This is a genomic window from Bacillus sp. ISO11 (assembly GCF_003458115.1).
In the GTDB taxonomy this organism is placed as follows: Bacteria; Bacillota; Bacilli; order Bacillales; family Bacillaceae_G; genus Bacillus_A; species Bacillus_A cereus.
Window position 1 is genome coordinate 58,003 of sequence record NZ_QXCO01000001.1, and the last position, 19,476, is coordinate 77,478.

Below are 19,476 nucleotides of genomic sequence, written 5' to 3' on the forward strand. Positions count from 1 at the left end.
GGGGATTTCTTTTATTATAATACGTCACGTTTTTGGAATAATGCACTTGATGCTACAAGTAACACAACAAAGTATGCAGCTACAAGTAATAATGAAGTTGTAAACGTAAATTCTGTAAATGTTGGTTCCATTCCACCATTGATTAATTTATTACTATCGTAAGCTCTTAAATCCAAATGGTTGAATACTACAAACTTCGCTACACCTTTTGCAAACATTATTAATACCATATTAATTGCACCTTGTAAGAAGAATAGGAACATCGTAATAATTAATGGTAATACAGATTTTCTAAAGACATTTGCTAGGAAAAATGAAAGTGTTGCAAAAAAGAACGGTGAAAGTAGTTGATATAAAGTGGACTTCATTACGATTCCTAATGTTAATTCTGTTTTACTACCATCCATTACAATACCGCCAATAATCATTGCAATTAGCATACCAGCTAATACGATAAATAACATTGCTAATAACACTGTAATATATTTAGAAAATAAAACTGCAAGTCTTTTTCTTGGACGGATTAACAATTGTTTAATTGTACCTTTTTGGAACTCATCAGTAAGAGTACGGGCAGCAAGTGTAATCCCAAAAATCGTTGTAAATAAAACAATTAAGCCAATCTCTGAGTTTGCATAATCTAAATATGACCCCTTAAACTCATCACCTTTTCCCCACTTCAACATTGCTAAAGTACCTAAAATTTCGAGTGCCGCAATGACACCAATTAAAATATACATACCTTTTTTCGCATGCAACTTTAAAAATTCATTTTGAATTAATTTAAACATTACGCTTTCACTCCCCCAGTAATCGCTAAGAACTCATCCTCTAACGTTTTATTTTGAACAGTAACGCCATATACAAGCACATCAGCATGAACAAGTTTTTTTACAAGTTGTGGAATGTTGTCTTTTGTTACAGATGCTACAATTACATTCCCTTTTGCTTTGCCTTTAATGATTTCATTTGCTTTCTGAACTTCATCTACTTCAAACGCTACAACGACTGCCTCATCATGTTTCACTTTTTCATGTAAGTTGTACTCTTGTACAAACTCACCTTGTTTAATAATAACAACGCGATCACACATTAATTCAATTTCACTCAATAAGTGACTTGATACGATTACAGCAATATTCTCTTCTTTCGCTAAACGTTGTAAATAATCACGAATTTGGCGAATACCAGCTGGATCTAATCCATTTGTCGGCTCATCTAAAATTAAGATTTTCGGCTGATGAAGTAATGCCTGTGCAATTCCTAAACGTTGTTTCATGCCAAGTGAATATGTTTTCACCTTTTTATGAATCGCATGCTCTAACTCAACAAGCTTTATAATCTCAGCAATGCGCTCTTTACTAATTGGTGTAATGGCCATATTCGCAAAATGCTTTAAGTTTTGCATTCCTGTCATATAATCATATAGTTCAGGATTTTCTACAATCGCTCCAATTTGCTCTAGTGCCTTTTCACGCTCCGAGCGAATACTATGTCCACAAATTGTAATATCGCCCTCTGTCATTGAAATAAGACCTGTCATCATACGGATCGTCGTCGTCTTACCGCTACCGTTCGGCCCAAGGAATCCGTATACTTCTCCTTCACGAACCTCAAATGATAAACCACGAATAATTTCCGTTCCACCAATCTTTTTTCGAACATTCTCTAACTTTACTACTACGTTTCCCAATGCTGATTCCTCCTTTAGACTTCTAGTTTTTTATCGATAATGCGACCTGTTATATAAATAAGTAGAACAAATATACCGATTGAAAAAGCAATACTATATAAATTCATAAGTTTTTCTGGATAGAGAAACACATTCACTTCTGATGATTCATCTATATATACTAACTTTGCTATTAAAGGCGTAGTAGGTGCAAGACCACCCAACATTCCATATATAGTACCTAATAATTTTGTTACTAGTAAAAATAAGAAAAATACCAGTGGATATTTTAACTTCTTCTTTTTCAAAGAAAACACTTTAACGCTTGCTACTGAAAAAAGTAATACTAGCAATATGCTTGATAAATTAAATACATATAACATAGTACTAAAGAGGTGCTTTAGTGGATTGAATACACTTTGAGTAAATAATACCTCATAGAGCTCTGTACCTTTTATTATTTTCATAGAAATACCATATAAAAAAATAGATCCTATTAATTCGAAAATAAGTGAATAAATTACAGCGTATAACAATATTGCTAAAACAATCTTTTTACCGGATATCGATGTTAACCGAAATAATGTGCTTTCAGTCATTTTTCCAAATGCAGACACCGCCTGAATAACTATCATTGCTAAAAAAGTTATATATACTAGAATAACGAAACTAACTATAATTGTTTGTCTTACTTCTCCTGATTCTTGCTTAATATAATTCCCCAAACTTACGAAAGCTACAGCGACAACGAATATAAATGTTAACAAAGAAATAATTATTTGCTTTTTATTTATATTGTACATATATATTAAGCTCGGCTTCATCTACTAAACACCTCCTTAAACACCTCTGTAACAGCTTTTCCTCTCTGAAAACGTAACTCTTCTACATTTTCATACAATACAATTTCCCCATCTTTTAAAAAGATCACTTCATCAAAAATATTTTCAACTTCGTTTATTAAGTGCGTCGAGATTAGTATCGTACAATCTTCTCTATAAAATTGTAGAATGAGATTCAATATGTGCTCTCTAGAAACAAGATCAATCCCGCCAAGCGGTTCATCTAATACGTATAACTTCGCTTTCCTCGAAAACGTTAATATAATTTGAAGCTTTTCAACCATACCTTTTGATAAAGCTGTAATTTTTTCTTCTAACGGTATTTTAAATTCTGCAATCGTATCTACCGCTTTTTGAATATCGAAATCATTGTAAAAATCCCGGTAGAAAAATAAAGCGTCTTTTACAGTCATCCAATCATCAAAGATTGGCTTATCGGACATAAATGAAACGATTTCTTTCGTCTGTAATCCTACCTTTTTACCGTCTATTGTAATACTACCTTCAGAAGGGTGTTGCAAGCCTGCAATCATTTTCAATAACGTCGTTTTCCCGCTCCCGTTATCTCCAACAAGCCCAACGATTTTCCCTTCCGGAATCTCTATGTTTAATTCACGAATCACTGCTTTTAATCCGTATCTCTTCCATAAATTTTCTATTTTTAATAGCTCTGTCATTCGCTCTCCTCCCTTTTCTCATGTAATGAAGAACGAAGAATTGTAAGAATTTCTTCTTCTGAAAAACCTAAATTGTCCATTCCATCTATAAAAGAATGAAGTAATTCTTTCGCCATCTCTTTTCGTAGCTCCATAATTTTCTCCCCTTCATTCGTTACATACCGTCCCATTCCTCTACGTGTGACAACAACTCCATCCCGTTCTAGCTCTTGAAATGTACGCTGAATCGTATTTGGATTCACTTGTAATTCACTCGCTAATTCACGGACCGAGGGAATTTTATCACCAGGTAATAAATGTCCTGTTACGATCTCTTTTTTTATGTATTCCATTACCTGAATGTAAATTGGTGTATTTGGAGAAAACTCTATTTTCATTTCTTCCCTCCTTTTGTATCGGTGTACTAGTTAAATAATACACCGATACAAAAGGTTTGTAAATACCCATTTAATTACAAAAAAGTTCTATCCGTTAAACGAATAGAACTTCCCAAATATAAATCGCTATACAAAAATAATAGTGTTATGTAAACAAAATTATAAAGAAAAACTGTCTTATCAATGAATAAGACAGTTTTTCTTTATAATCCTATATTAAAAGTTAAACACGAAGTCATCGTCAGCTAACTTTTCAACGTTCGTTGCTTTTACGTAACCATTTCCTTTTACAGAGAAGAAATCATGGTTTTTCGTATCTGTACGTAAACCATTTAAAACGATTGGGTTAATTTCTTCTTCTTCAAACTTCGGCTCAAGCCCTAAGTTCATAAGCCCTTTATTTGCATTGTAACGAACGAAACGATTTACATCTTCTACAAGACCGATAGAAGTGTAAATTTCTTCTGTATAGGCCATTTCAATTTCATATAGTTCCATTAATAACTCTTGTGTTTCTTTTTGCACTTCTTGTTGCTCTTCTGCAGAAAGTTCTGCGAAGATTTGTTGTGCTAAAATACCGACGAATACGCCGTGAATTGACTCATCACGAATTATCAAGTTGATAATCTCACCACTTGCTGTTAGTTTTCCTTGACCAGCTAAGTAAAGTGGATAGAAGAATCCGCTATAGAATAAGTAACTTTCTAAGAACACACTTGCTACCATTGCCATGTATAACTCTTTTTTTGTTACTTCAGGCTTTAATAAACGACGATAGTAACTAGTAATAATACCAGCTTTTTTCTCAAGTAACGGATGATTGTCTACCCAGTCAAAAATATCATCAATCTCTTCTTCTGTAGCTAGTGTTGTGAAAATGTGACTATAACTTTTCGCATGTACTTCTTCCATAGCTCCCATGAAAGCTAATACACTTTTCGCTTGTAAATTTTCAAGATGAACAAGTACAAGTGGCATTCCTTCGCCACCTTGTTTCGTATCTAAAAGTGTTAAACCACCTAATACACGCTTATAAGCAATTTGCTCTTCTTTCGATAATTGCACCCAAGTATTTTTGTCAGACGAAACCGCAATTTCTTCTTCTGTCCAAAACTGAGCGATGTTTTGCTTCCAAAACATTAAACTAAAATCATCTTCTTTTTTGTTCCAGTTTACCGCACGCATTAAATCGCCCCTTCTCTAAATATGATAACTAAGCATGAGCAGGGTTCAGAAAACCCTGCTCATCATGTCTCACTTTTTATATTAAACGGTACAAGCCACACACTCTTCCACGCTTAATTTACGTGTTCTCGTATAATACAGACTCTTTAAGCCTTTTTTATGTGCATAGATATAGTAACGTGCTAATTCACGTGTTGAAATATCACTATTAACGTAAAGAATTGTACTAATTCCTTGGTCAATATGTTCTTGAATTTCTGCGATTAAATCAATTAATTTAAACTGATTCATATCGTAAGAAGATTTATAGTACCAGAACGTATCTTTTGATAAATACGGCATTGGATAATATGTTGTCGCATTCGCATATGTTCTTGATTCGATTTGACTTACGATCGGCATTACGCTTGAAGTTGCATTTTGAACGTAACTGATTGATTGTGTTGGAGCAATGGCAAGACGATATGAGTTATATAAACCATTCTTCTGCACTTGCTCTTTTAAACTTGTCCAATCTTCTTTTGTCGGAATATGAATTCCTTCAAATAGTTGCTGAACTTTTTCAGTTACTGGACTGTAATCTGTCGTTTCATACTTTTCGAAGTATGTGCCATTCGCATAATCAGATTTATCGAAGTCTTTAAATGTCTCGCCTTTTTCTGTAGCGATTTCCATACTTTTCTCAATAGAATAGTAATTTAACATCATAAAGAATGTACGAGCGAATTCTTTCGCTTCTGCACTTTCATAAGCGATTTTATTTTTTGCTAAATATCCGTGTAAGTTCATTGCTCCAAGTCCAACTGAATGAAGCTCGTCATTTGCTTTTTTCACAGTTGGTGCATTCGGAATAATCGTCATATCAGAAACAGCTGTTAAAGCTTCCATTCCCGCATGAACTGCTTCACGAATTTCTTTATTTTCCATTACGTTTACGATATTTAACGATCCTAAGTTACAGTTAATATCACGACGGATAATGTCATCTGTACCGTAATCATTTATTTCTGAAGTTTCTTGAAGCTGGAAGATTTCTGTACATAAGTTCGACATCTTCACAGTTCCAATCTCCTTCAATGGATGTTGATTATTTGCATTTGATTTAAACATTAAGTATGGGTAACCAGACTCAAGCTGAATCATAGCGATTTTAATAAGCATATCACGTGCACTAATATCTAGTGGCTTCTTCTTCACTTTCGGATTGCTCATTAATTCATCGTACATTTCATCAATGTCAATATCATCTAAATGCTTGCCATATTCTTTATAAACCGTATAAGGCGCGAAAACATGGAAAGGTTCGTTTTTCTCAGCAAGCTCAAAGAACTTACTTGGAACGATAATTCCGATTGATAGAGACTGAATACGGCTCTTCTCATCGGCATTTATTTTTTTTGTATCAAGGAATTCAATAATATCCCAATGGAAAATGTTTAAATATACTGCGCCGGCACCTTTTCGTTGGCCAAGCTGATTCGCATATGAAAACGAATCTTCAAGCAATTTCATAACAGGTACTACGCCACTTGCAGCGTTGTCGATACCTTTAATTTGCTCACCACGTGCGCGTAGCTTAGATAAGTTTAAAGCTACTCCCCCGCCGATTTTTGATAATTGCATCGCAGTATTAATGTTAAAGCCAATTGAATTTAAGCTATCATCCATCTCTAACAAGAAACAAGACACCATTTCTCCTCTTCTGCTTCTTCCCGCATTTAAAAAGGTTGGTGTCGCTGGTTGGTAGTTTTGTTTTACAATCATGCTTGCGAATTGTCTTGCTTTCGAAACATCACCGCGTCCTAAGTATAATGAAACAATTGCTACACGATCTTCATAGCTTTCTAAGTATTGTTTTTGATCATTCGTTTTTAACGCATAATCTTTGTAGAACTTAGATGCTGCCATATAAGATTGGAACTCGAAGTTTTCACCATAAGCGATGTTATATACTTCCTCTACTTCCTCCAAGCTATACTCGTCCAGAACGTTGTAATAGTAATCATGTTCTTTCATATACTCCATTCGCTCTGCCACGCTATTAAAAGGAACGGTATTCTCTCTAGCTTCTTCCATAAAGACTTCTAATGCCTCTTTATCTTTATGAAGCTGATAAAAACCGTCCTGCATTTGCGTGATTTCATTATTCAGTTCAATGTGTCGCAATCTCCCGCACCCTTTCCTTAAAATATTCTACATCGTTATTTGTTCCAGATAACTCAAATTTTGATACAATAGGCACTTCATATTTAGTAGAAATCTTGTCAGCACTTGCACCGAACATGTCTCCCCAGTTACGATTGCCGCTTGCAGATACGCCTTTTAATTTTTCATTATTGCGCTCTAAAAAGTCTAAAACACGTTCTGGTACATTTCCAAAACCTGTTGTATACGTAATAAGAATAAAGTCTTCATCTATTACTAGATCTTCATCAATTTGAACGGCCGGCATATTTAATTTGTGAATGAAACGCTTCACGTTTCCTGTCATAGAATCATATGCAACTAACATTTCCGACCCTCCCTCTCAAATCTATATTCTCTATATGTTGTTCTTGATTTCTCTATATATTGTATTACGTTTCAAAATAAGACACAAGATATATGTATAAATTCTTTCTTTTTTTAACTTTTACTTTTCGACATGATAGCCGTTTTTTTTCAATACAATGACTATGAAACAACATTCTAAAACTCATGTCAATAAAGTGCTTTTCAAAAAAGTTGTCAACGAATTTAACCTTATTTTTAAAAAAGTTAACAATATATTTTGTCATAAAACGGTAGATGCTGAAGAAATATATTTCTCCAGCATCACGCAAAAAAGAACAGATATGAAACTATAATCTGCTCTAAAAAACGATTACATTTATCAAATTTACCTTATTAAATATATTATACATATACTTTCGTTTTTCGTTACATACTAAAAGATAACTATTATAGAAAAAGATTATTATTATGGAACTTCAATTTATTTATGAAAAGTTTATTCAGAGTACTCAATGCGCAAAATATCTTTTACAAATATATGATGTGGATTTTCATCTTTATCAAGCATTGTACATACAGGAGCCTCTTCATCAAAGTATACAATCAGTCCTTCTACGTACTGATATGTATGTTGAACTTGTACAGTTACTTTAATTTCTATTGCTTCTTCATATGCTCTTTTTATTTTCTGAAGCATTTTTGCTGAACATTTTCGTTTCTCTGGATACATAACCATTCCCATAAATCGATTGCCGGCTCTATCTTTCCACATATAATCCCAATGTGGTAAAATGCCTTGTTTAAAATCGCCCATAATTCCCCTCTCCTTTATCTTTTATTTATCCCGCATGAAACGTCCGTTTGGTGAAGGCTACTAATCAGTGAGAGATGCCCTGCTGATCAAAATTCTCCTTTATGAACGTGGCGTTTCTGAATATGTATAAATCACTTGCCCGCCTCGCTGTGCGTTACCAATGAAATGCTTAAAGTCTTCTCTATTTACAACAACTTCTCTGAACGTATAAAATACATCTTTCGTAACAACATACTCCTTTATTTCACCATTTTTTAGCTGATCTAAAATTGTATTTGCTAATTCTTTATCCATGTATTTCACCTCTCTGCAATATTTTATTTTATCTTATATTCTATAGGTCAACAACTGTAAATTTATCCCGCTATTTGCAGGTAGTCCGATTGGTGTTGACTACTAATCAGTCGTAGAATGAACAAAAAATCTTACTGATTAACGTTTCACTTTATCTCGTTATTATGCCATGATTTTATTTTCGTTATTTCGCAAACAATATTGTTTTACTATATGTCCACTAAATATCATATACTAACATAGCTACTTCTCTATATCAAACATTTCGGCATTCAATTATGCAAAGTTCCATACCACTATGCTACAATATACAAATAGAACTAGGAGGGATACTATGATTCGGAAAGCAAAAAAGACAGATGCAATGGCAATAGCTCCTTTATTGTATAATGCTCTGCATGAAATTGCTGAAAAAATCACAGGTAGCACAGTTGAAGCAGAAGTATTACTAGGACTTGAGACATGGTTCTCAAAAGAAAATAACCGTCTGAGCTACGAAAACTGTTTTGTCTATGAACAAGACGAGAGTGCAGTTGGAATTATTGTCGCTTATCACGGTAGTGAAGCAACACAGCTTGACGCACCAATTGTACATCACTTAAGAGCATTACATAAAGATGAATCAATTACGTTAGAAAAAGAAGCTGAGCTTGATGAGTATTACATTGATACATTATCAGTTTCAAGTGCACACGGCGGAAAAGGTATAGGTTCTAAATTAATTGAAGCTGCCGAAATCTATGCAACTGAAAAAGGGCATAAAAAAATCGCTTTACTTGTTAATTTAGAAAACAAACGCGCCTATTCACTATACGAAAAGTTAGGTTATAAAAAAGATGAAATTGTTATGCTAGTAGGGGAACCTTATGCTCATCTCGTAAAACCATTAAACGTCAAAATTTCTATATCTTAAAAAGAAAGCACACGATTTATATAAATCGTGTGCTTTTATGTTAAATTTGTATTTAATATATTTCCATCCATCGCCTCGTGAAACGTATATGTTGTACATCCCCATGGCTCTCTGTGCAAAATAGGAGAACCAGACCATCCCATCGCTCTCAGTTCGGCACCAATCATTACATTCACATAATTATGACCTACAAGAGCTATACTTCCATGTACGAGAGCATAACGATGTAACAGGTAAGCCGCTTGCCTTACCCTCTCTCTTACTTCCTTATAAGACTCAACATCTTTATGGTAGCCAAGTATCCATAATGTTCGTCCAATGAACATCCATACCTTAATTGTGCATTTCAACCACTTCGGAGCAAAAAAGCATGAAGGAACTTCAGCTTCTCTAAAAAGAGAATTTTGCATAAAAGATAAAGAATCCGTCAATTCAGCTGCTGATTGTACAGCACGCCTTTGATCACTTGTTAAGACAAATTTCGCTGCTTCAATTGCCTCTATTGTTTCTATCGGTATTTTAGCTTTTTGTATCATTGACTCGGAATCATACTGTTTCATCCATTCGTGAAATGAATTAATTGTCATCGGTTCTCTTATACGACTTAAACAACCATGACGAATAAAAGAAATCTTCATTCTTTTCACTCTCCATTCATCACTTATGAACTCTATTATGCACTAGTTCTAAACATCATACCACGCAAGAAAATAAAGTTATATACCTTTACATCTCCCCACCACTATCATGTGTTATCGAAGCATGGATACCATCCATCCCATCAAAATATGTACTCGTATCATATTGACGAATCTTTTTTAAATGCATATAAGAAAATAAAAATAAAATTAAAGCTATAACACTCCCCACAAATTCAAACATCATTTTACCGCCTCTAATTTCTCCCACTTCAGCAGGTTATTCTACTTTTTCATTATACCTCGATATAAAGATTCTCGCATTTTTGCTATTTTTTCTAAAAAACATGGATTTTCTACATATTTTCTTACAAAAAGTGAATATTTTTCGAATTTTTACTTTGGAAACATTTACAAAGTAGGAAATATGGTTCAAAATAGGAGGAAATAAAAAAACCCAAATTTATTCTTTTTTTGGGAAAACTGTAACAAGGAGAGTTGCTTATGCAGATCGCAGAAACTGGAGATATCATCGAATTTAAAGGTGGAATGCAAGGCCGTGTTCAAAAAGTAAATCAAAACTCTGTTATTGTTGATATAACAATTATGAAGAATTTTAGAGAACTAGATATGGAACCTCTTACAGTTGTAAGTCATAAAAACTATACTGTCATTAATCAAAATGCATAATATAATAGAAAGAAAGGGCCTGTATACTATACAGGCCCTTTCTTTCTATTAACGATTATCAATTGTTTCCGGATATAGATCGTGGTTCATCATGCGGTAGTCAGCCATTTGTTCATACTTCGTACCTGGGCGCCCGTAGTTGCAGTATGGATCAATTGAAATGCCACCACGTGGTGTGAATTTCCCCCATACCTCAATATAACGCGGATCCATTAATTTAATTAAATCGTTCATAATAACGTTCATGCAATCTTCGTGGAAATCACCATGATTGCGGAAACTAAATAAATACAACTTTAAAGATTTACTCTCTACCATTTTTTGCTCTGGAATATAGCTAATATAAATTGTTGCAAAATCTGGTTGTCCTGTTTTCGGGCATAAACTTGTAAATTCAGGACAATTGAATTTTACAAAATAATCACGGTTTGGATGATTATTATCAAATACCTCTAATATTTCTGGGCTATATTCAAATAAATATTTTGTATTTTGATTCCCTAGTAATGTTACATCTTTTAAATCTTCATCTAATCTTCCTGTCATTTTAAACATCCCTTCTCGTTATACGCCGCGCTTATTTCCCCATACTAACGCATGAAGCTGAGGCAATACTTTTGCATCATTCATCTCTTTACAATTTACAGCTTTATCAATCAGCCATTCATACTTATCTAATAATTTTTTTATAAGCATCGCATCATCCACTGTTTTTGTATCATCGTTTCCTACTTGTAAGAAAAATGGTACCTTTGGATAACGTTCGTGCATCTTAACTGCATATTCAAAATCATGATCATCGAATACTACTACTTTTAAACTAATATCTTTTCCTGCTAGTTTCTGAATAATAGCATCTAACTTATGAAAATCTGTTTTCATCGTTGAACTTGGTGGTTTTGGAGAAATTGTTACCTCATCAATTTGAAGTAACCAATCTTGCCATTTACTCCCTTGCGTTTCAATTGCCGTTCGCATTCCATTTTCTTTTAATATAGAAAGAAGAAACTCAATATTTTTCAGTAATGCCGGATTTCCACCTGAAATCGTAACATGAGAAAAATTTTCTCCTCCAATTGCAACAAGCTCATCCCAAATATCTTCTGGTGTCATCTGTCTAATTTGATCTTTAGCTGATCCATCCCACGTAAAAGCAGAATCACACCAAGCACAGCTATAATCACAACCAGCTGTACGGATAAACATTGTTTTTTGCCCTACAACCATTCCTTCACCTTGAATAGTCGGACCGAATATTTCTAAGACAGGGATTTTACTCATCAAGCATCCACTCCCGTCTTACTTCCGCATAACTAGTCGGCGTCTCAAATAGACGAACAAATTCAACGCGAGCTCCTTTATATTCGTTCACTCGATTCTCTTTTGTTAGTGCTTCTGCCATCTTTTCATAAATCCAAACGACCATATTTTCAGCAGTCGTATTCATTGCAGGTAACGTTTCGTTTAAATAACGATGATCTAGATAAATTTCGATTTCATTTTTCCAAATTTCTTTTATATCTCCAAAGTCAATTGCAAGACCTATTTCATTTACATATCCACTAATTCCAAATACAACTTTATATGTGTGACCGTGTAAGTTTTTACATTTCCCTTCATAACAGTGTAAATGGTGTGCTGCATCAAATGTAAATTCCTTGCTGACCATTACTCTTTTATTATGGTATTTGAGTTGTTTACGCTGAATATCCTTGTCCATTTTTTGCAAATTCTCTACGATGCGAAATCCAAAAAAGTTATCCATTAGTTATTCGCTCCTTCGCGTTCTTGTAGGTACGTATCTAATCCTGCTTTACGAAGTTGACATGCTGGACATTCACCGCAACCATCACCAATGATTCCGTTATAACATGTTAATGTTTTTTCTCGAACAAACTCAAATGCTCCAAGTTCATCTGATAATTTCCATGTTTCAGCCTTATCAATCCACATAAGTGGCGTGTGAATGACAAACGGGTAATCCATAGATAAATTTAAAGTAACATTTAACGATTTCACAAACACGTCACGGCAGTCTGGATAACCACTGAAATCAGTTTCACATACACCCGTTACAATATGACGTGCTCCAACTTGTTTTGCTAATACAGCAGCAAATGATAAGAAGAGTAAATTTCGTCCATCTACAAATGTCGATGGCAATTCACCTTCTTCATGTGTAATCTCCATATCCGTTCTGGTTAACGCATTTGGAGCAAGTTGATTTAATAGACTCATATCTAGTACCGTATGCTTTATTCCTAGTTCTTTTGCAATTTCCGCTGCACAATCAATTTCTAGCTTATGACGTTGATTGTAATTAAACGTTACAGCTTCTACCTCTGCAAACTGCTCTATTGCCCAAAATAAACATGTCGTACTATCTTGTCCTCCACTAAAAACAACAACTGCTTTTTCTTTTTTCATTTCACTCATTCTCCTTCTCTACTATAAATAAGAAGAAAGAACGTTCTTGAACTGTCACAATAAAAAAACAAAACAATACCTAAGGATATTGTTGTTTCCATAGTTTTTTATAGAGGGAGTTCGCGAACCTCTCCCGCGCGATGCACGGAATTTCTTCTTTCATTGACACAGCTTATTGTAACATATTGTATACTAGCGTAAAAATTTCTGATTTTTCCGCTATTTATTATTTCATTTCTTTCATTTTATAGTATGATTAATTTAATCTAAGAAGAGAGGAGGCATCCCACTGAAATCCTTTATTATTTATCTCTTTTTAAATATATTATTCATCCTGATTACAATGCTCGTATATCATTTATTTTGGAATCAAAAAGGGAAACGCTCTCCTAAATTAAATTCAGCTATATTCATTGTACTCTGTTGCCTTGCTACCGTACTCTGTATTACATTTGCAGCAAAAACAAATAATGGTTTTCAATTTGATATGCGCCATATTGTATTAATTGTCGGTACATTAACGGGAGGGCCTATTGCTGGTGGTTCTATCTTAGTTGTATTAAACATATATCGCTTATTATTAGGTGGGGTAGGTGTTTTCCCATCTCTTATCGGTTCTGTTCTTCTATTTATTGTTCTATTATTAACATATAAATTTTTCAATCGAACTTCTAATCGTATAAAAATAACACTTGCTATTATCTACAGTCTCACATACGGATTTAGTTGGATACCCTTCTTCCTTTCAAAGGTTACAAATAAGACTGATTATATACCGCATATTATTGTGTATGAGTTATGTTCAATGCTTGGTACGATTCTAATTCTATATTTACTACACATATTACAAACTCAAGTTCGTCTCCAAAACGAACTTATAAATGCTGAAAAGTTTCATTTAATTGGTGAAATGGCAGCGTCTATCTCTCATGAAATTCGTAATCCATTAACTTCAACGAAAGGTTTTTTACAACTGTTACAATCAGGTACATGCACTGAGCAGGAACGAAAATTATATATCGACATTGCCATTAATGGCATCGAACAAGCAAATCATGTTCTTACAGATTATTTAACCTTTGCTAAACCAAGCATTGAAAAAGAACAAACATTACAGTTAGAAGAAGAATTACTACATGCATTGTCGTTAATTACACCGCTTGCTAATTTAACAAATGTACGTACTCATTATATAAAGCAAAGCACTTCTTTTTTTATCGCTGGTGAAAAGCAAAAACTAAATCAATGTTTATTAAATATTTTAAAAAATTGCATTGAGGCTATGCCAAAAGGCGGTGATCTTTATTTCACATTAGTTCCTGATCATAAGCATATTCAGTTATATATAAAAGATACAGGAGTCGGTATGGATTCAGAACAAGTAAAACGTCTTGGCTCTCCTTTTTATTCAACGAAAGAAAAAGGTACTGGACTTGGAATGATGGTCGTATTCAGTGTTGTTCAAGCTATGAATGGAAAAATTGATATTATAAGTGAAAAAGGAATCGGTACAACCTTTTTATTAACTTTTCCACTCATACAAAAAACGTGATGAAATACTCATCACGTTTTTTCTGTTCCTTCAACTAATTCAGCAAAAGTTTTCACTTTTCCGTGCGGTTGTTGATTTTCTTTACGTGCTTTCCAGGCGCGCTCTTCTTCTCGCTTCTTCTTAGACATGTTTTTTCAACTCCTTCTTTTCTTTCTCCATGTAGTATTCCAAAATAAGAAAGAAAACTATGCACGTATCAAAAAAGAAGTGGTTTCCCACTTCTTCCACTTTAGCGTTGCAAAATTGCATGTTTCGCCTCTTTTAACTGCGTAAGATGTCTTTGTTCATGCAAATCAAGAAATTGAACCCATTGATACAAATTCAGATCATTAAAAACAGGATGCTTTAATCCATTTTCAAATAAATCTTTTTCATCTATAACACTATGAAGCGCGTGTAATAGTTCTTGGCGTGAATGTTCTAGCAATTGAATTCCTTGCTGTTTTTTCATTAAAGTTTCTGTTGGTTGCATTTGCTGAGGAGCTTCTCGTTTATGTGTGCGATCAAGCGTAAGTTGGAGGTCTTTAAATGGAGTTATGTTTCTTTCCTTTTTTTGTAAAGCATATACAAGGGCAGACGTGACAGATTGTTCAACTAAATGCAAGTGGTGTAAAATTTGAATAATGCTCCATTTATCACGGCGTGGCTTTACATTCACTTCTGTGTCATTTAACATTTCAATTTCTGATAATAGCGTGCTTCGAGTAGACTGTAATGAGTTTACTAAACTTTCTAAACTTACATCCATATTAGATTGAAGCATACTTGTTCCCCCCTTTTGTTTGTGAAAAGAGGTGCTCCTTATTAGAAACACCTCTTTAGTATTCTGAATTTTCTTTTATTATCTCATCATTTTCCCATTATGTCGATGTTAAACATGTGAAAAAAAGCGTATGTTTTTTACAATTTTGTGTCGTCAATCGCATGTAACCATGCTTCAATTTCTGTAATAACACTTTTTACACAGCCTTCAGCAAATGGTGATGTTAAATTTGCAACTTCTACTAATTCTAAGAACGATTTACTTCCACCTTGTTGGCACAGATTCACATAATCTTCCCAAGCCTCTTGTCTATTATCTCTTGCACGTTTCCAAAATTGTAGCGCACAAATTTGAGCAAGCGTGTAATCAATATAATAGAACGGCGAACTATAAATATGTCCTTGACGTTGCCAAAAACCACCGCGCTCTAAATAATCATTATCCTCATAATCACGATGCGGTAAATATTTCTTCTCTATGTTACGCCATGCTGTCTTACGCTCTTCCGGTGATGCTTCAGGATTTTCATATACATAATGTTGATATTCGTCAACAGATACACCATAAGGTAAAAACAGGAGTGCTGAACTTAAGTGAGAGAAGTAATATTTATCTGCATCTTCTTCAAAGAATAGCTTCATCCATGGCCATGTAAAGAATTCCATACTCATAGAGTGGATTTCACATGCCTCATATGTTGGCCAATTATATTCTGGAATTTCAAATTTACGACTTTCATATACTTGGAAAGCATGACCTGCTTCATGTGTTAATACATCAATGTCACCAGATGTTCCATTGAAGTTTGAGAAAATAAATGGCGCTTTATAATTCTCAATATATGTACAATATCCGCCACCAGCTTTTCCTTTTTTCGCAACTAAATCTAATAAATCATTATCTAGCATGAAATTGAAAAATTCATCTGTTTCAACCGATAACTCTTTATACATTGTCTTTCCATGATCAACAATCCAATCCGCATCTCCTTTTGGAGTTGGGTTACCTGTAGCAAACTCAAAGTTTTCGTCGTAATAAGCTAACTTCTCTACACCGATACGTGCTTGTTGTCGCTTTCTTAATTCCGTTGTAACGGGAACGATATAATCTAGCACTTGCTGACGGTAATTAGCCACCATCTCCGCATTATAATCTGTACGGTACATTCTTGCATATCCAAGTTCAACAAAGTTTTTGAAACCTAAAGATTTTGCGATTTTCGTTCTCACTTTAACAAGCTCATCATAAATACGATCTAGTTCTTCCTCATTTCCAGCTAAAAATCCGTAGTATGCTTCACTTGCTGCTTTACGTTCGCTTCTTTCTTTTCCTTGCATAAACGGAATCAGTTGCGATAACGTTCTTTCTTCTCCAGCAAAGTCAATTTTTGCAGATGCTAATAACTGTGTATATTGCGATGATAATTTATTTTCTAATTGTAAATCTTTCACGACTTCATCTGAATATGTTTTTAAATCACATTCTGCTAGAGCAAATAATTGTTTTCCATAATACGCCTCTAATTCTTCACGAAATGGAGAATTAATGAGTGCCTTATAATATTTTGTACCATATCCTTGTACAACTGGAGAGAATTCATCAAAGAAATCCTGCTCCTCCTTATAAAAAGTATCCGTCGTATCAACAGAATGGCGAATGTAACAAAGGTTTCCCATTGTACCAAAATCGTTGCGAATCTCATTAATTGAATGAATGACTTGTTTTTGTTCTTCTACAGTTTTTGCGTTATCAAACTTCTCTAAAGCAACAGTAAATTTCTCTTTTAACTCTTCAATATTTGGGCGTTTATATTCATAGTCTTTAAATGACATGAACGAGCCTCCTCTCCATTACATACCTTTATTATAATTCAATACGTATTCTCGAATCCCCTCTTAATTTTCAACAAATTTCGGCAGTGACTGCCCTGAGTTCATTACAAATAAAAAAGCCTTGGATTTATTTATCCAAAGCTCCTTTGGAACATATTATTTTTCATACTTCCCAATTTTTTTTAATAAATCAAGTAATTCATCTTTTTCATCTTTCGTTAACATTTCAAAAGACTGATGTATAACTTTCTCATGCCCCGGAAAAATAGAAGCAATAAAGTTCTCGCCAGACTCAGTTAATTGCGCGTAAATAACACGTCTGTCATTCGGACATGGGATTCTCTTTACTAATCCCTTTTTCTCCAACTTATCTACAACATATGTAATGCTGCCACTAGCTATTAAAATGCGCTCACCAATTTGCTGGAGTGGTTGACCGCCTTTATGATATAGCAGTTCTAATACAGCAAATTCAGTTGGATTTAACCCGTTACTTTGTATAGATTTATTTGTAGTATCCATAACAGAACGATGTACACGAGATAATGCAATAAATACTTTTAAAGATTGAGAAACATCTTCTCGTTCATTATTTGATGTCATACAACTTTCAACCCTTCACTTAAATTCTCAGCAATAAAAAGAAAATACCACTTCATACTTCATGTGAATTCCGAATGAGCATTCACTCATCCATTTCCTCTCCCCTAATATATTAAAAATCATTCTTGAATAAAAACATGACAATTTTAACATAGTTTATATATAATGATAATAAAAAAAGAAGGAGTACCACATTTGAAAGTCAAATTCCAAAGCATAATTATATATATATTGCTTGTTATCCTACCGACAATAGGGATTGGTGCTACATTTTATTCGTATCATACATATAAAATGAAACAGGAAAACAAATTATCTGCTCATACAGTTCTCTTTTTATATAGAGATTATTTGGATCATCATCTTGGTGAAGCAATTTCTGCTTTAGACATGCTTGCAAAAGTTGTAGGCACCGAGACTGGTAATATAAATGGCATTAAACAAATTGTACATGATACAGATGGAAACGATGCACGCTTTTCTGGTCTATATTACGCTACACCAGAAGGAGTCATTACAATCGCATCTGAAGATGAATCAAAGCCTATAGATGTTTCAGACCGTAAATATATTCAAGACGCGCTCCAAACTAAAAAAACCACTGTATCATCAGTCATTACTGATCGCGTTCTTGGACATAAAGCTATTATGATTGCTGCCCCCATATTTAATAAACAGAAGGAGCTCTCAGGATTATTATTAGCTAGTTTACGCTTTGATTACATTTCCTCTTCTTTAAATGCCATTAAACCACAATACCATTTTGAGGTAACTGATAAACATGATGTAGTTTTTCTAACCGATGATAATAACGACACAAGTGATACGCATTCTAATATGCTTACTACCCCACTCCAAAGATTAAATTGGAAGGTCTCTGTTTCTCCATTACCCATTCATCAAAAAACCTTATACCAGTGGGTTGCAATAGAGTGTATAGCTACTTTATTTTTAATGTCTATTTTATTTTTGCTTGCTCAATATATGTTGTTAAAACGTCAAACAAAACTTGAAAGACAACAAAATGAACTACAGAAAATTGAATTAGTTGGAACTTTTGCAGCGAGTACAGCACACGAAATCCGTAATCCTCTTACTGGAATTAAAGGACTCGTCGCTCTATTAAAAGAGAAATATAAAGATGAACAAGATCAGTTCTACTTTTCCGTAATTGAACAAGAAATAGAGCGAATCAATGAAATTGTAAGTGAATTTCTTATTCTAGGAAAGCCAACCGCCATCATCGAACAAACATATGATGTAAGAACAATTCTAAATGAGGTAGCATTAATTATTCAATCTGAGGCGAATTTACATAACATTGTATTCCATTTACATTTGCCAGACCATCCTGTTCATATCCGTTGTTCGAAAGACCATATGAAACAAGTGGTTTTAAACATTACCAAAAATGCAATTGAGGCCATGACTTCTAATGATACACTAACCATTGTAGTAAAAAACAATGAAACACACGCACAACTGCATATTACAGATACTGGAAAAGGGATTCCGCAACATATTCAAAAACACCTCTTTCATCCGTTCTTTACTAATAAAGATACTGGAACAGGTCTTGGACTTGTCATATGTAAACGAATTGTAGAGATGTATAATGGGCATATTTTTATCGACAGTACAGAAAATGAAGGAACGACAGTTCATATCGAAATTCCGTTACACATAGTATAATTATCCTTATCC

24 protein-coding genes and 1 riboswitch are annotated in these 19,476 nt (G+C 34.0%); of the genes, 4 read left to right on the forward strand and 20 right to left on the reverse strand.

Features of this window, described 5'->3' with window-relative positions:
- Positions 1 to 14: 14 nt before the first annotated feature.
- The 10 genes from D1166_RS00340 to D1166_RS00390 form a co-directional block, all read right to left on the reverse strand.
- Positions 15 to 791, reverse strand: coding sequence for an ABC transporter permease (locus D1166_RS00340; RefSeq protein WP_097855611.1), 777 nt, complete (start codon positions 789 to 791; stop codon positions 15 to 17).
- Positions 791 to 1,693: an ABC transporter ATP-binding protein gene (locus D1166_RS00345; RefSeq protein WP_000528786.1), complete on the reverse strand. Its 903-nt coding sequence runs from the start codon at positions 1,691 to 1,693 to the stop codon at positions 791 to 793. Before D1166_RS00345 ends, D1166_RS00340 begins: the two co-directional genes overlap by 1 nt.
- A 14-nt stretch (positions 1,694 to 1,707) precedes the next feature.
- Positions 1,708 to 2,496 (reverse strand): ABC transporter permease, encoded by a 789-nt coding sequence (locus tag D1166_RS00350; protein ID WP_097861906.1) that lies wholly within the window; start codon positions 2,494 to 2,496, stop codon positions 1,708 to 1,710.
- Complete coding sequence (locus D1166_RS00355) at positions 2,493 to 3,191, reverse strand: ABC transporter ATP-binding protein (RefSeq protein ID WP_000137710.1); 699 nt, start codon at positions 3,189 to 3,191, stop codon at positions 2,493 to 2,495. The genes D1166_RS00350 and D1166_RS00355 overlap by 4 nt, the downstream gene beginning before the upstream one ends.
- Entirely contained in the window at positions 3,188 to 3,568 is a 381-nt protein-coding gene (locus tag D1166_RS00360; RefSeq protein WP_000687513.1) for a GntR family transcriptional regulator, read from the reverse strand. The genes D1166_RS00355 and D1166_RS00360 overlap by 4 nt, the downstream gene beginning before the upstream one ends.
- 216 nt (positions 3,569 to 3,784) lie before the next feature.
- Positions 3,785 to 4,753, reverse strand: coding sequence for a class 1b ribonucleoside-diphosphate reductase subunit beta (nrdF, locus tag D1166_RS00365; protein ID WP_001203029.1), 969 nt, complete (start codon positions 4,751 to 4,753; stop codon positions 3,785 to 3,787).
- Between the two features lie 81 nt (positions 4,754 to 4,834).
- Positions 4,835 to 6,919, reverse strand: coding sequence for a class 1b ribonucleoside-diphosphate reductase subunit alpha (gene nrdE, locus D1166_RS00370; RefSeq protein WP_097855608.1), 2,085 nt, complete (start codon positions 6,917 to 6,919; stop codon positions 4,835 to 4,837).
- A complete protein-coding gene (gene nrdI, locus D1166_RS00375) occupies positions 6,906 to 7,265 on the reverse strand; it encodes a class Ib ribonucleoside-diphosphate reductase assembly flavoprotein NrdI (RefSeq protein ID WP_000959447.1) in 360 nt (119 codons plus the stop codon). The genes nrdE and nrdI overlap by 14 nt, the downstream gene beginning before the upstream one ends.
- Positions 7,266 to 7,742: 477 nt before the next feature.
- The gene (locus tag D1166_RS00385; RefSeq protein ID WP_000502197.1) at positions 7,743 to 8,060 is read right to left on the reverse strand and encodes a hypothetical protein; all 318 of its coding nucleotides are present in this window, start codon (positions 8,058 to 8,060) and stop codon (positions 7,743 to 7,745) included.
- 99 nt (positions 8,061 to 8,159) lie between these two features.
- Positions 8,160 to 8,354 carry a hypothetical protein gene (locus D1166_RS00390; protein WP_000356684.1) on the reverse strand — a complete coding sequence of 65 codons (195 nt, stop codon included), beginning with the start codon at positions 8,352 to 8,354 and terminating at the stop codon, positions 8,160 to 8,162.
- A 334-nt stretch (positions 8,355 to 8,688) separates the two neighbouring features.
- Between D1166_RS00390 and D1166_RS00395 the strand changes: the two genes are divergently transcribed.
- Positions 8,689 to 9,267 carry a GNAT family N-acetyltransferase gene (locus D1166_RS00395; protein ID WP_000619548.1) on the forward strand — a complete coding sequence of 193 codons (579 nt, stop codon included), beginning with the start codon at positions 8,689 to 8,691 and terminating at the stop codon, positions 9,265 to 9,267.
- Between the two features lie 35 nt (positions 9,268 to 9,302).
- On the opposite strand, the gene D1166_RS00400 is transcribed toward D1166_RS00395, so the two are convergent.
- A complete protein-coding gene (locus tag D1166_RS00400; protein ID WP_000703097.1) occupies positions 9,303 to 9,905 on the reverse strand; it encodes a histidine phosphatase family protein in 603 nt (200 codons plus the stop codon).
- Positions 9,906 to 9,993: 88 nt separating this feature from the next.
- On the reverse strand, positions 9,994 to 10,149 hold the full coding sequence (locus tag D1166_RS31100) for a hypothetical protein (protein WP_000461432.1): 156 nt from the start codon (positions 10,147 to 10,149) through the stop codon (positions 9,994 to 9,996).
- Positions 10,150 to 10,409: 260 nt separating this feature from the next.
- On the opposite strand from D1166_RS31100, the gene D1166_RS00405 reads away from it, so the two are divergent.
- Positions 10,410 to 10,595 (forward strand): YkvS family protein, encoded by a 186-nt coding sequence (locus D1166_RS00405; protein WP_001165082.1) that lies wholly within the window; start codon positions 10,410 to 10,412, stop codon positions 10,593 to 10,595.
- A 48-nt stretch (positions 10,596 to 10,643) separates the two neighbouring features.
- Here the strand turns inward: D1166_RS00405 and queF are convergent, their stop codons facing one another.
- The 4 genes from queF to queC are packed head-to-tail and all read right to left on the reverse strand — an operon-like array spanning position 10,644 to position 13,022.
- Positions 10,644 to 11,141 (reverse strand): preQ(1) synthase, encoded by a 498-nt coding sequence (gene queF, locus D1166_RS00410; protein ID WP_001986050.1) that lies wholly within the window; start codon positions 11,139 to 11,141, stop codon positions 10,644 to 10,646.
- Positions 11,142 to 11,159: 18 nt separating this feature from the next.
- Positions 11,160 to 11,876, reverse strand: a complete 717-nt coding sequence (gene queE, locus D1166_RS00415) for a 7-carboxy-7-deazaguanine synthase QueE (protein ID WP_000036297.1) — start codon at positions 11,874 to 11,876, stop codon at positions 11,160 to 11,162.
- The gene (gene queD / locus D1166_RS00420; protein ID WP_000368414.1) at positions 11,869 to 12,360 is read right to left on the reverse strand and encodes a 6-carboxytetrahydropterin synthase QueD; all 492 of its coding nucleotides are present in this window, start codon (positions 12,358 to 12,360) and stop codon (positions 11,869 to 11,871) included. Before queD ends, queE begins: the two co-directional genes overlap by 8 nt.
- Positions 12,360 to 13,022 carry a 7-cyano-7-deazaguanine synthase QueC gene (gene queC / locus D1166_RS00425; protein WP_000711595.1) on the reverse strand — a complete coding sequence of 221 codons (663 nt, stop codon included), beginning with the start codon at positions 13,020 to 13,022 and terminating at the stop codon, positions 12,360 to 12,362. Before queC ends, queD begins: the two co-directional genes overlap by 1 nt.
- Positions 13,023 to 13,115: 93 nt before the next feature.
- A riboswitch (PreQ1 riboswitch) is annotated at positions 13,116 to 13,159 on the reverse strand.
- 206 nt (positions 13,160 to 13,365) lie between these two features.
- On the opposite strand from queC, the gene kinB reads away from it, so the two are divergent.
- Positions 13,366 to 14,574, forward strand: a complete 1,209-nt coding sequence (kinB, locus tag D1166_RS00430; RefSeq protein WP_000964156.1) for a sporulation sensor histidine kinase KinB — start codon at positions 13,366 to 13,368, stop codon at positions 14,572 to 14,574.
- A gap of 11 nt (positions 14,575 to 14,585) precedes the next feature.
- Here the strand turns inward: kinB and D1166_RS31650 are convergent, their stop codons facing one another.
- The 4 genes from D1166_RS31650 to D1166_RS00445 form a co-directional block, all read right to left on the reverse strand.
- Positions 14,586 to 14,702 (reverse strand): DUF6254 family protein, encoded by a 117-nt coding sequence (locus D1166_RS31650; RefSeq protein ID WP_097855607.1) that lies wholly within the window; start codon positions 14,700 to 14,702, stop codon positions 14,586 to 14,588.
- A gap of 101 nt (positions 14,703 to 14,803) precedes the next feature.
- On the reverse strand, positions 14,804 to 15,337 hold the full coding sequence (locus D1166_RS00435; RefSeq protein WP_000941969.1) for a DinB family protein: 534 nt from the start codon (positions 15,335 to 15,337) through the stop codon (positions 14,804 to 14,806).
- Positions 15,338 to 15,474: 137 nt separating this feature from the next.
- The gene (locus tag D1166_RS00440; RefSeq protein WP_000008578.1) at positions 15,475 to 17,169 is read right to left on the reverse strand and encodes a M3 family oligoendopeptidase; all 1,695 of its coding nucleotides are present in this window, start codon (positions 17,167 to 17,169) and stop codon (positions 15,475 to 15,477) included.
- Between the two features lie 156 nt (positions 17,170 to 17,325).
- Positions 17,326 to 17,772 carry a MarR family winged helix-turn-helix transcriptional regulator gene (locus D1166_RS00445; RefSeq protein WP_097855606.1) on the reverse strand — a complete coding sequence of 149 codons (447 nt, stop codon included), beginning with the start codon at positions 17,770 to 17,772 and terminating at the stop codon, positions 17,326 to 17,328.
- A gap of 195 nt (positions 17,773 to 17,967) precedes the next feature.
- Here D1166_RS00445 and D1166_RS00450 point away from each other — a divergent pair, with 195 nt between their 5' ends.
- Positions 17,968 to 19,464: a DUF3149 domain-containing protein gene (locus tag D1166_RS00450; RefSeq protein WP_000865053.1), complete on the forward strand. Its 1,497-nt coding sequence runs from the start codon at positions 17,968 to 17,970 to the stop codon at positions 19,462 to 19,464.
- Positions 19,465 to 19,476: the final 12 nt, after the last annotated feature.

What these genes read in the sequence shown, in the direction of transcription:
- D1166_RS00360 (WP_000687513.1), bottom strand. Translation starts at nt 3,568, where the DNA reads ATGAAAATAGAGTTTTCTCCAAATACACCAATTTACATTCAGGTAATG.
- D1166_RS00435 (WP_000941969.1), bottom strand. Translation starts at nt 15,337, where the DNA reads ATGCTTCAATCTAATATGGATGTAAGTTTAGAAAGTTTAGTAAACTCA.
- D1166_RS00350 (WP_097861906.1), bottom strand. Translation starts at nt 2,496, where the DNA reads ATGAAGCCGAGCTTAATATATATGTACAATATAAATAAAAAGCAAATA.
- queC (WP_000711595.1), bottom strand. Translation starts at nt 13,022, where the DNA reads ATGAAAAAAGAAAAAGCAGTTGTTGTTTTTAGTGGAGGACAAGATAGT.
- D1166_RS00440 (WP_000008578.1), bottom strand. Translation starts at nt 17,169, where the DNA reads ATGTCATTTAAAGACTATGAATATAAACGCCCAAATATTGAAGAGTTA.
- D1166_RS00385 (WP_000502197.1), bottom strand. Translation starts at nt 8,060, where the DNA reads ATGGGCGATTTTAAACAAGGCATTTTACCACATTGGGATTATATGTGG.
- D1166_RS00445 (WP_097855606.1), bottom strand. Translation starts at nt 17,772, where the DNA reads ATGACATCAAATAATGAACGAGAAGATGTTTCTCAATCTTTAAAAGTA.
- nrdF (WP_001203029.1), bottom strand. Translation starts at nt 4,753, where the DNA reads ATGCGTGCGGTAAACTGGAACAAAAAAGAAGATGATTTTAGTTTAATG.
- D1166_RS31100 (WP_000461432.1), bottom strand. Translation starts at nt 10,149, where the DNA reads ATGTTTGAATTTGTGGGGAGTGTTATAGCTTTAATTTTATTTTTATTT.
- D1166_RS00390 (WP_000356684.1), bottom strand. Translation starts at nt 8,354, where the DNA reads ATGGATAAAGAATTAGCAAATACAATTTTAGATCAGCTAAAAAATGGT.
- D1166_RS00340 (WP_097855611.1), bottom strand. Translation starts at nt 791, where the DNA reads ATGTTTAAATTAATTCAAAATGAATTTTTAAAGTTGCATGCGAAAAAA.
- queE (WP_000036297.1), bottom strand. Translation starts at nt 11,876, where the DNA reads ATGAGTAAAATCCCTGTCTTAGAAATATTCGGTCCGACTATTCAAGGT.
- queD (WP_000368414.1), bottom strand. Translation starts at nt 12,360, where the DNA reads ATGGATAACTTTTTTGGATTTCGCATCGTAGAGAATTTGCAAAAAATG.
- nrdI (WP_000959447.1), bottom strand. Translation starts at nt 7,265, where the DNA reads ATGTTAGTTGCATATGATTCTATGACAGGAAACGTGAAGCGTTTCATT.
- D1166_RS00400 (WP_000703097.1), bottom strand. Translation starts at nt 9,905, where the DNA reads ATGAAGATTTCTTTTATTCGTCATGGTTGTTTAAGTCGTATAAGAGAA.
- D1166_RS00355 (WP_000137710.1), bottom strand. Translation starts at nt 3,191, where the DNA reads ATGACAGAGCTATTAAAAATAGAAAATTTATGGAAGAGATACGGATTA.
- queF (WP_001986050.1), bottom strand. Translation starts at nt 11,141, where the DNA reads ATGACAGGAAGATTAGATGAAGATTTAAAAGATGTAACATTACTAGGG.
- D1166_RS31650 (WP_097855607.1), bottom strand. Translation starts at nt 14,702, where the DNA reads ATGTCTAAGAAGAAGCGAGAAGAAGAGCGCGCCTGGAAAGCACGTAAA.
- D1166_RS00395 (WP_000619548.1), top strand. Translation starts at nt 8,689, where the DNA reads ATGATTCGGAAAGCAAAAAAGACAGATGCAATGGCAATAGCTCCTTTA.
- D1166_RS00405 (WP_001165082.1), top strand. Translation starts at nt 10,410, where the DNA reads ATGCAGATCGCAGAAACTGGAGATATCATCGAATTTAAAGGTGGAATG.
- kinB (WP_000964156.1), top strand. Translation starts at nt 13,366, where the DNA reads ATGCTCGTATATCATTTATTTTGGAATCAAAAAGGGAAACGCTCTCCT.